The 8,535-nt window shown below is 61.5% G+C and carries 6 protein-coding genes; 2 read left to right on the forward strand and 4 right to left on the reverse strand.

Features of this window, described 5'->3' with window-relative positions; translation table 11 throughout:
* Nucleotides 1-13: 13 nt before the first annotated feature.
* The 3 genes from selB to gatC form a co-directional block, all read right to left on the reverse strand.
* Nucleotides 14-1,951, reverse strand: coding sequence for a selenocysteine-specific translation elongation factor (gene selB, locus HMPREF0178_RS08720; protein ID WP_009380212.1), 1,938 nt, complete (start codon nucleotides 1,949-1,951; stop codon nucleotides 14-16).
* Nucleotides 1,952-2,296: 345 nt separating this feature from the next.
* Nucleotides 2,297-3,718 carry an Asp-tRNA(Asn)/Glu-tRNA(Gln) amidotransferase subunit GatA gene (gene gatA, locus HMPREF0178_RS08725; RefSeq protein ID WP_009380213.1) on the reverse strand — a complete coding sequence of 474 codons (1,422 nt, stop codon included), beginning with the start codon at nucleotides 3,716-3,718 and terminating at the stop codon, nucleotides 2,297-2,299.
* 9 nt (nucleotides 3,719-3,727) lie between these two features.
* On the reverse strand, nucleotides 3,728-4,009 hold the full coding sequence (gene gatC, locus HMPREF0178_RS08730) for an Asp-tRNA(Asn)/Glu-tRNA(Gln) amidotransferase subunit GatC (protein ID WP_009380214.1): 282 nt from the start codon (nucleotides 4,007-4,009) through the stop codon (nucleotides 3,728-3,730).
* 175 nt (nucleotides 4,010-4,184) lie between these two features.
* Between gatC and HMPREF0178_RS23035 the strand changes: the two genes are divergently transcribed.
* Nucleotides 4,185-5,072 carry a prepilin-type N-terminal cleavage/methylation domain-containing protein gene (locus HMPREF0178_RS23035; protein ID WP_009380215.1) on the forward strand — a complete coding sequence of 296 codons (888 nt, stop codon included), beginning with the start codon at nucleotides 4,185-4,187 and terminating at the stop codon, nucleotides 5,070-5,072.
* A 167-nt stretch (nucleotides 5,073-5,239) separates the two neighbouring features.
* Here HMPREF0178_RS23035 and HMPREF0178_RS08740 read toward each other — a convergent pair whose 3' ends face one another.
* On the reverse strand, nucleotides 5,240-6,259 hold the full coding sequence (locus HMPREF0178_RS08740) for a D-alanyl-D-alanine carboxypeptidase family protein (RefSeq protein ID WP_009380216.1): 1,020 nt from the start codon (nucleotides 6,257-6,259) through the stop codon (nucleotides 5,240-5,242).
* A 318-nt stretch (nucleotides 6,260-6,577) separates the two neighbouring features.
* Here HMPREF0178_RS08740 and dnaK point away from each other — a divergent pair, with 318 nt between their 5' ends.
* The gene (gene dnaK, locus HMPREF0178_RS08745; protein ID WP_009380217.1) at nucleotides 6,578-8,500 is read left to right on the forward strand and encodes a molecular chaperone DnaK; all 1,923 of its coding nucleotides are present in this window, start codon (nucleotides 6,578-6,580) and stop codon (nucleotides 8,498-8,500) included.
* Nucleotides 8,501-8,535 lie beyond the last annotated feature (35 nt).

Below are 8,535 nucleotides of genomic sequence, written 5' to 3' on the forward strand. Positions count from 1 at the left end.
CTCCAATTTTTCCCTACCCCCGCCCTCTGAACTGCCGCTTGTCGCCCACCCTGATGGTGACGCGCTCACGGTCGAAATATTCGAGAAGCGGGATGACGTACTTGCGGGAAAGGCCGCCGGAAAGCTCCTTGAACCCGGCGGGATCGAGATCGTCATGGGAGGTGAACCACGCCTGCATCCGGGCCTTGAGCTCCTGAATGACGGGGCCGTGGAAATACAGGCCGTCCTTGACCTTCACGAGGCTGCCGTCCTCGCAGAGCAGCTTGAGCACCGGGGCCGCGGCCTTGGCGTCGACGCTGATCTCCTCGAGGACATCTTTGAGGTTCGGCGGCGTGAATGCGCCGTCCACATGCGCCTTGAGCAGCGCGTCGCGAAGCCCGGCCTGATCGGACTTGAGGGAGACGGTGTGCGAGGCCATGCGGATGACGTCGCCTTCGGAAACCAGCTCGCCCGAACGCAGCAGGCGCTCTACGACGAAAAAAGCCAGCTTCGGCGGGATGCCCTTGCTCCACGCTTCGCGGCCCGTGCCGCCGGAGAGGAGCGTGCCGCGCGCCATGCCCTGCTTGAGCGGTTCCTTTTTATGGAAGGCTTCAGCCACGGCAAGGCAACGCTTGGCGAGTTCGGCGGAAGCGTCGGCAGAGACATAGCCTTTTTCCTCTCGGTCGAAACAGAAAATTTTGCCTTTACCGGAAAGCGCCTGCAATACTTTGTCGAGCCGCTTGGAATCGAGGTTGGTCAGCACGGAAAGCTGCGCGAGCTTCGCGCCGCGATTCCCGGCCAGCTCGATCTGCATACGGACGCGATCCTCGTCGGAAGCGTCCTCAAGGCCGAGCAGGGAGGCGACGCGATCGGGCGTGGCATCCCGGCGGCGCAATCCGGCGCTGATCGGGTCGAGCACGACGCCGCCCGCTACGGTACGTAGCGGCGAGAAGGCCCGTACGACGCAGTGGTCGCCGAATACGCCCACCAGCGGCTCGTCAAGCCGGACTTCGCACAGCGTAGTTTCGCCGGGGCCGAGCTTGTCGCGGTCGAGGAAATAGAGCCGGGCGGCGACTTCGCGGGCTTCGTGGTGGAAATGGATTTCGGCGCGGTGGCGCAGGGCGCGGGGCGAGGAACCAAGGCAGGTCAGCCGCACCAGCCAGCGATCGGAAGGGAACAGCGTTCCCGGCAGGGCCAGCACATCGCCGCGCTCCACATCCGCCACATCCAGCCCTTGCAGGTTGACGGCGGTACGGTGGCCGGATTCCGCCACTTCTACGGATTCCCCGTGGCTTTGCAGGCTGCGGGCTCGGGTAGCGAGTTTTTTCGGGAGCAGTTCCAACGCGTCGCCCACTTTGACCGAGCCTGAAATCATGGTTCCGGTAACGATAGTCCCGTGACCCTTCAAAGTGAATACGCGGTCTACGGGCAGGCGGAAGAGATCCGTCCGGCGGCGGGGTGCGAGTTCCTTTTCCTGTTTGACGATATAGTCGCGGAGTTTGTCCACGCCTTCGCCGGTCTGGGACGACACCGGGAACAGCGGCGCGCCTTCGAGGAAAGTCCCTTTGAGGAATTGGGAAATGTCCTCGACGGCGAGTTCGAGCAGTTCGGGATCGACCATGTCGGTTTTGGTCACGGCGACGAGGCCGTGCTTGATTCCAAGCAGGGAGCAGATTTCGAGGTGTTCGCGCGTCTGCGGCATGACGCCTTCGTCCGCGGCGACGACCAGCATCACGAAGTCGATGCCCGACGCTCCCGCGACCATATTCTTGACGAATTTTTCATGGCCGGGCACGTCCACGATGCCGAGCCGTCCGCCGCCGGGCAGGTCGCAGAACGCAAAGCCGAGCTCGATGGTGATGCCGCGGCGTTTTTCCTCTTCGAGGCGGTCGCAGTCGATCCCGGTCAGCTTGCGCACGAGCGAGGTTTTACCGTGGTCGATGTGACCCGCCGTTCCCATTACGATAGCCATAGCAATGCCTCCGGCGGCAAGGGGCTGCCGCCCCCTTGACCCCTGCCCGGGGGAAATGATTTTCCCCGGCCCCTCGGTGCCGCCGCGCGCTTTTCAGCCGAAGCGCCGCTTCGTCCGAAAACCGCGCGGCGGGCCTGTGGACGTCAGGAGTTTCCGCTTTTGAAAGTGAAAGAACGAAAAGGCCGCTCCGGGGAACTGCCGCCTGAAAGAAAGGAGCCACGCCGCCCGAAACGCCGCTTGCCCCGTTTAGGAAAGTCTTTGGAAGGAGGGGGGATGGGGGTTTTGGGGAAGGGGGGAGGGAAGCTTTTCTTCAGAAAAGTTCCCTCCCCCTTCCCCAAGTTCCCGTTACTTGCTCAACACGTTGCCGATGCCGAGGATGCCCGCCTCGTCGAAATCCCTGCCGATGAGCTGCATGCCGACGGGGAGGCCGTCCGCTTCGCCCACGGGGAACGAGAGGCCGGGGAGCCCGGCGAGGTTCAGGGACACGGTGTAGATGTCCATGAGGTACATCTTGAGCGGATCATCAATGATGGAGCCGAGTTTCCACGCCGTGACCGGAGAGACCGGGCCGAACAGGGCGTCGCAGGAGCCGAGCGCGTTCAGGTAGTCCTGACGGATGAGGCGGCGGACCTGTGCGGCCTTCTTGTAGTAGGCGTCGTAGTACCCGGCGGAAAGGACGTAGGTGCCGAGCAGGATGCGGCGCTGGACTTCCTGCCCGAAGCCCTCGCTGCGGGAGCGGCAGTAGAGGTCGTCGAGATTCTTGGGATCGGCGGCGCGGTAGCCGTAGCGCACGCCGTCGAACCGGGAGAGGTTCGAGCTGGCTTCGGCCATCGCTACAATATAATAGGCGGCGATGGCGTGGCGGGTCGCGTGGGGCAGGGATACGTCCACGAGTTCCGCGCCGAGGTCGCGGGCACGGTCAAGGGCGTCTTGGCACGCCTTGGCGACCGGGCCGTCCAGCCCTTCGGCCATGAATTCGCGGGGCACGCCGAGGCGCACGCCTTTGAGGTCGGCACGGGAGAAGTCGGCGTAGTTGTCTACGGGGCGCGGCGATGAGGTGGAATCGCGTTTGTCGTGCCCGGCGATGACGGAAAGCACAAGGGCGGCGTCTTCCACGGTGCGGGTCAGCGGGCCGACCTGATCGAGCGAGGAACCGTAGGCGATGACGCCGTAGCGGGATACGCGCCCGTAGGTGGGTTTGAGGCCCACGCAGCCGCACAGGGCTGCGGGCTGGCGGATGGAGCCGCCGGTGTCCGTGCCGAGGGAGGCGTAGCACTGGTTCGCGGCGACGCTGGCGGCCGAGCCGCCGCTGGAGCCGCCGGGGATGCGTTCGGGATCGCGGGGGTTGCGGGTCGGGCCGAAGGCGGAGTTTTCCGTGGAGGAGCCCATAGCGAACTCGTCCATGTTGTTCTTGCCGACGATGACCGCCCCGGCTTCCTTCAGGCGTTCGACCACAAAGGCGTCATAAAACGGATTGAAGCCGCCGAGGATTTTGGAGCCGGCTGTGGTGCGCGTGCCCTTGGTGACGATGGCGTCCTTGACCGTGACGGGCACGCCCCAGAGGGGCTTGGAGGCGTCCGGGCCCTGCGCGTCGAGGGCGCGGGCCTCTTCAAGGGCCTGCTCGCGTACGGTGATCAGGGCATGGATGGACGGTTCCGTCTCGGCGATGCGGTCGAGGCAGGCTTTGGTCACGGCTTCGGCGGTGACGTCGCCCCCGGCGAGGCGCGCCCGGATTTCAGCAAGGGAGGTTTGGATCAGATCGGACATGGGACGCTCCTAGACGATGCGGGGCACGACGAAGAACTGCCCGTCGGTTTCCGGGGCGTTGGCGAGAACGTCCGCATGCAGGTTTTTCTGGATGGGCTCGTCGGCACGGTAGGGCGTGGAATGCTCCACAGGGCTGTACAGCGGTTCGACGGCGCTGGTGTCCACTTCGGCGAGAATATCCATATAGGCAATGATGTCGGCGCATTGTTCTCCGAATTTGGCGAGCGTGCCTTCTTCGGGGGCGAGGCGGGCAAGTCTCGCAAGGTGCGCCATGCGATCCGTGGTGAGCATGAGGAGAACCTTTCGGCTAGAGGTTGGCAAAAAGAAAAAATTACCATCGGCGGTCACAGGTGGTCAAGGCTCACCCCATATGATGAAATGACGCTGAGTTACGTTGTTTTATGGTTGAGGTGGAGGCGTTTTTTCTCTAGACTCGCCTTCGCACCCTTTTATGAGGAGAATCCGCATGGCGGCATCGAAGCGCAGATCGGGCTTTACTCTTATTGAAATCATTTCAGTTTTGGTCATCCTCGGCATCCTTGCCGCGGTGGCCGTGCCGAAATATTATGATTTGCAGGAGGAATCCGAAAGAAAGGCCGCCCTCGCAAGCGTGGCTGAAGCACAGGCCCGCGTACAGCTCCGTTTCGGGCAATTGGTACTCCAGGGGAGTTCGTGCGACGAGGCGGCGAGGGCGGTTTCGGCCCTTTCCGAAACCGCGGACGCGGCCGAAGGCAAGAACGGCGGCTACCGGTTTGGCGATTTCCTGCTCGCCGTGGATGGCGGCGCGCTCACTTCCGCCGGAAGCGCGGCTTCCGCGAAACGCGTTGATTCGACGGGGAATTTTGAAGATACCGGTGCCAAGCTGTATCTCCCGCAGTGCGGAGAGAGTACAAACCATAGCTTCGGCAGTTCTACTGATATGGATGCGATTATAAAGGCAATGCGGGAAGCGGGCGTTAGCAGGCTTGATTCCGGCGCGCTATCCAACGCTACCTCGCATTCTTCGGATGTCATGACCGCTCTCAAGGCCGCAGGCATAGACTTGAATGCGATGGGGGCGACATCATGGAGCTTCAACAGCAACATGCTTTACTGGACGACAGCCGATATCGCTAATATCCCTTCGGGGACGAAGGTTCCTGTAATGAGATATAACCCCAGTTCGGGAACGTATACGGTCTGGTCAGCCACCGTTACGCAGCATACGGAACCGGGAATAGGAACCTATAATATGATTGAAAAAGAAAACAGCCAGTATGCGGCTTCTGCTCAGGCGGGAAAGGAAAACCAGACGTATGAGAATGCGTTGAAATGGTTTGACGCTGCAAGTAAGGATGCCAGCTGGATTGAATGACAGGGAGGTACTCCTGACTTTCCAGCGGGCAACGCCTACCCTTTAAGGGCCCGAGGGCTTTCCATCAGGGATTCGATAAGGTCAAAAGTCTTTGAAGGGGAGGGATGGGGTTTGGGGAAGGGAGGGGGAACTTTCTGCAGAAAGTTCCCCCTCCCTTCCCAAATTTTTTAGCTCCTTCCCGTTCTGCGGGATGCCTGCGCGGTGGCCTTGTTGCGGCGGATCTTGTGCTTTTTGACGGACGACGCGGTGGCCTTGTTGGAATAGCTGTATTTGGTAAGCGCGGAGGCTACGGTGATGCCGCTGGTGCGGGATTTGAATCCAGCCTCGACGAGCCTGCGGACTTCATGGCTGCGGAGCCCGGCGGAGTCCGCTCCGAGGATGACCGCGATGAGGCGCGTATTGCCGCGCCGCACGGTGGAAATGATATTGTAGCCGGAAGCCGTGACCCAGCCGGTTTTCAGGCCGTCGGCACCGGGGCAGGCCCCGAGCAGCGGGTTTTTGTTCGTTGTGACCATCCCCCGGTGCTTGAGCACGCGGACGCGGTGGTATTGGAGCGCAGAGGGATTGTTCTTGAGGTACACGTATCCAAGCCGCGCCATATCTCTGGCTGTGGTGTACTGCCCGGCGGCGGGCAGGCCGTTGGGCGTTTTGAACGTGCTGGAGGACATGCCGATCTGGCGGGCCTTGTTGTTCATCATCCTGACGAAGGCGCGGCCCGAACCGCCGACGCGTTCGGCAACAGCCATCGAGGCGTCGTTGCCGGAAGAGACGGCCATCCCCATGAGGAGGCGGTTCAGGGAAACGCGTTCCCCTGCGCGCAGGCCCATGCGGGAACCGCCCTGGCGCGCGGCGTGGCGGCTGACGCGGACCTGATCGGCGAGGCTGACCTTGCCGGAACGGATGGCATCGAACGTCACCATCATGGACATGATTTTCGTGAGGGAGGCGGGGGGAATCCGCACGTCGGGATTTTGGGAGTAGAGGATCCGGCCCGTCCGGGCATCCATGAGGACGGCGGAGCGGACATTCAGGATTTGTCCGGAAGTGCCGCTTTGGGCGGCGTGGGCTTTCCGGGCGTTCCGGGCTTCTGCGGCTGGGGCAAGGATGAGGGAGGCGGCTATAAGAAGGAATCCGGCCACAAGCGGGATTCTCAGGAAGTGGCATTTGGATCGCAGAGTGGTGAACATGCTGGATACGCTCCGGAAACCGTGTCTAGAGAAATGGGGAAACCAGATAAGAACCTTATTCCAGCAGGATTGCGATGACAAGGGAAAACAGGCCGGTTTTCCGGTGAAAGGCGTCAGCGGGGCATATTTTCTCATCAGAAGTGTAATTCTCTGATATTCCATATCGTTATGCCGATAAGCCAACCCGGTCAGCATGAGAGTGTAAAAAAAATATGCTCCCCCCCTCTGGACGACATCGAGGGATGCTTTATTTCTTTCGCATAAAACATGACATCATCACCTCTTTATAGGGTGTGAGTCCTCGAGGAGGAACGTATTATGGGCAAAATCATTGGCATTGACCTCGGCACGACGAACAGTTGTGTCTATGTGATGGAAGGCAAGGACCCCAAATGCATCACCAACCCGAACGGCGGCCGTACGACCCCGTCCGTGGTAGCCTTCACTGATAAGGAGCGCCTGGTCGGTGACGCCGCCAAGCGTCAGGCCGTGACGAACTCCAGCCGTACCGTTTTTGCGGTCAAGCGTCTGATGGGGCGCGTGGCCAATTCTCCCGAAGTCGAACATTGGAAGCAGCACGCTCCCTACAAAATCGTGGCTGGCGCCAACGGTGCCGCCGTGGTTGAAATCGACGGGCACCAGTACACCCCGCAGGAAGTCTCCGCGACTATCCTGAGCAAGCTGAAAGCCGACGCTGAAGCCTATCTCGGCGAACCCGTGACCGAAGCGGTCATCACCGTCCCGGCCTACTTCAACGACGCCCAGCGTCAGGCCACCAAGGACGCCGGACAGATCGCCGGACTCGACGTCAAGCGTATCATCAACGAACCCACCGCGGCTTCCCTTGCCTACGGTTTTGACAAGAAGGCCAACGAAAAGATCGTCGTGTTCGACCTCGGCGGCGGCACGTTCGACGTGTCCATCCTCGAAGTGGGCGACAACGTGGTTGAAGTGCGCGCCACGAACGGCGACACCTTCCTCGGCGGCGAAGACTTCGACCAGCGCGTCATCAACTATCTGGTGGAAGAATTCAAGAAGGAACAGGGCATCGACCTTGCCAAGGACAGCATGGCTCTTCAGCGCCTGAAAGACGCCGCAGAAGCCGCCAAGAAGGAACTGTCCACGTCGATGGAATCCGAAATCAACCTGCCCTTCATCACGGCTGACCAGACCGGGCCCAAGCACATGCTCATCAAGCTGTCCCGCGCCAAGCTGGAACAGCTGGTGTCCGACCTCGTGCAGAAGACGCTGGAACCCTGCCGCAAGGCGCTGGCCGACGCCGGGTTGAAACCTTCCGACATTGATGAAGTGCTGCTGGTCGGCGGCATGACCCGTATGCCTCTGGTCCAGAAGACCGTGGCCGACTTCTTCGGCAAGGAACCCAACCGTTCCGTGAACCCCGATGAAGTGGTCGCCATGGGTGCCGCCATTCAGGGTGGTATCCTCGCCGGCGACGTGAAGGACGTACTGCTTCTCGACGTGACCCCGCTTTCCCTCGGCATCGAAACCATGGGCGGCGTGTTCACCAAGCTGATCGATCGCAATACGACCATCCCGACCCGCAAGAGCCAGACCTTTACGACCGCCGCGGACAACCAGCCCTCCGTGTCCATCCACGTGCTGCAGGGCGAACGTCCGATGGCCGCCGACAACATGACGCTGGCCCGTTTCGACCTGACCGGCATTCCTCCGGCACCGCGCGGCGTGCCGCAGATTGAAGTGGCCTTCAACATCGACGCCAACGGCATCGTGAACGTGTCCGCCAAGGATCTCGGCACGGGCAAGGAGCAGTCTATCCAGATCACCGCTTCGTCCGGCCTCTCCGACGCCGACATCGAAAAGCTGGTGAAGGAAGCCGAAGCCCATGCGGCCGACGACAAGAAGAAGCAGGATCTCATCAGCGCCCGCAACCAGGCCGACGGTCTGATCTACGGCACTGAAAAGTCCATCAAGGATCTCGGAGACAAGCTTGACGCGGCCCTCAAGAGCGATATCGAAGGCAAGATTGCCTCCCTCAAGACGCTCATGGAAGGCGAAGACGTCGAAGCCATCAAGAAGGCGACCGAAGAACTGGCTCAGGCTTCGCACAAGCTGGCCGAACAGCTCTACTCGCAGGCTCAGGGCCAGCAGCCCGGAGCTGACGCCGCCGGTGCCGCGGGCGCCCAGCCCGGAGCTGGCGCGGCTGGCGGCAAGAAAGCCGACGACGATGTGATCGACGCCGACTTCACCGAATCGAAGTAATTAAAGAAAAAGGCAGTGCCTCCGGCGGCTGGGGC

The organism is Bilophila sp. 4_1_30 (assembly GCF_000224655.1).
Taxonomy (GTDB): domain Bacteria; phylum Desulfobacterota; class Desulfovibrionia; order Desulfovibrionales; family Desulfovibrionaceae; genus Bilophila; species Bilophila wadsworthia.

Bases quoted from the DNA above. Each gene is read 5' to 3' on its own strand.
- selB (WP_009380212.1), bottom strand. From the start codon at position 1,951: ATGGCTATCGTAATGGGAACGGCGGGTCACATCGACCACGGTAAAACC.
- gatA (WP_009380213.1), bottom strand. From the start codon at position 3,718: ATGTCCGATCTGATCCAAACCTCCCTTGCTGAAATCCGGGCGCGCCTC.
- gatC (WP_009380214.1), bottom strand. From the start codon at position 4,009: ATGCTCACCACGGATCGCATGGCGCACCTTGCGAGACTTGCCCGCCTC.
- HMPREF0178_RS23035 (WP_009380215.1), top strand. From the start codon at position 4,185: ATGGCGGCATCGAAGCGCAGATCGGGCTTTACTCTTATTGAAATCATT.
- HMPREF0178_RS08740 (WP_009380216.1), bottom strand. From the start codon at position 6,259: ATGTTCACCACTCTGCGATCCAAATGCCACTTCCTGAGAATCCCGCTT.
- dnaK (WP_009380217.1), top strand. From the start codon at position 6,578: ATGGGCAAAATCATTGGCATTGACCTCGGCACGACGAACAGTTGTGTC.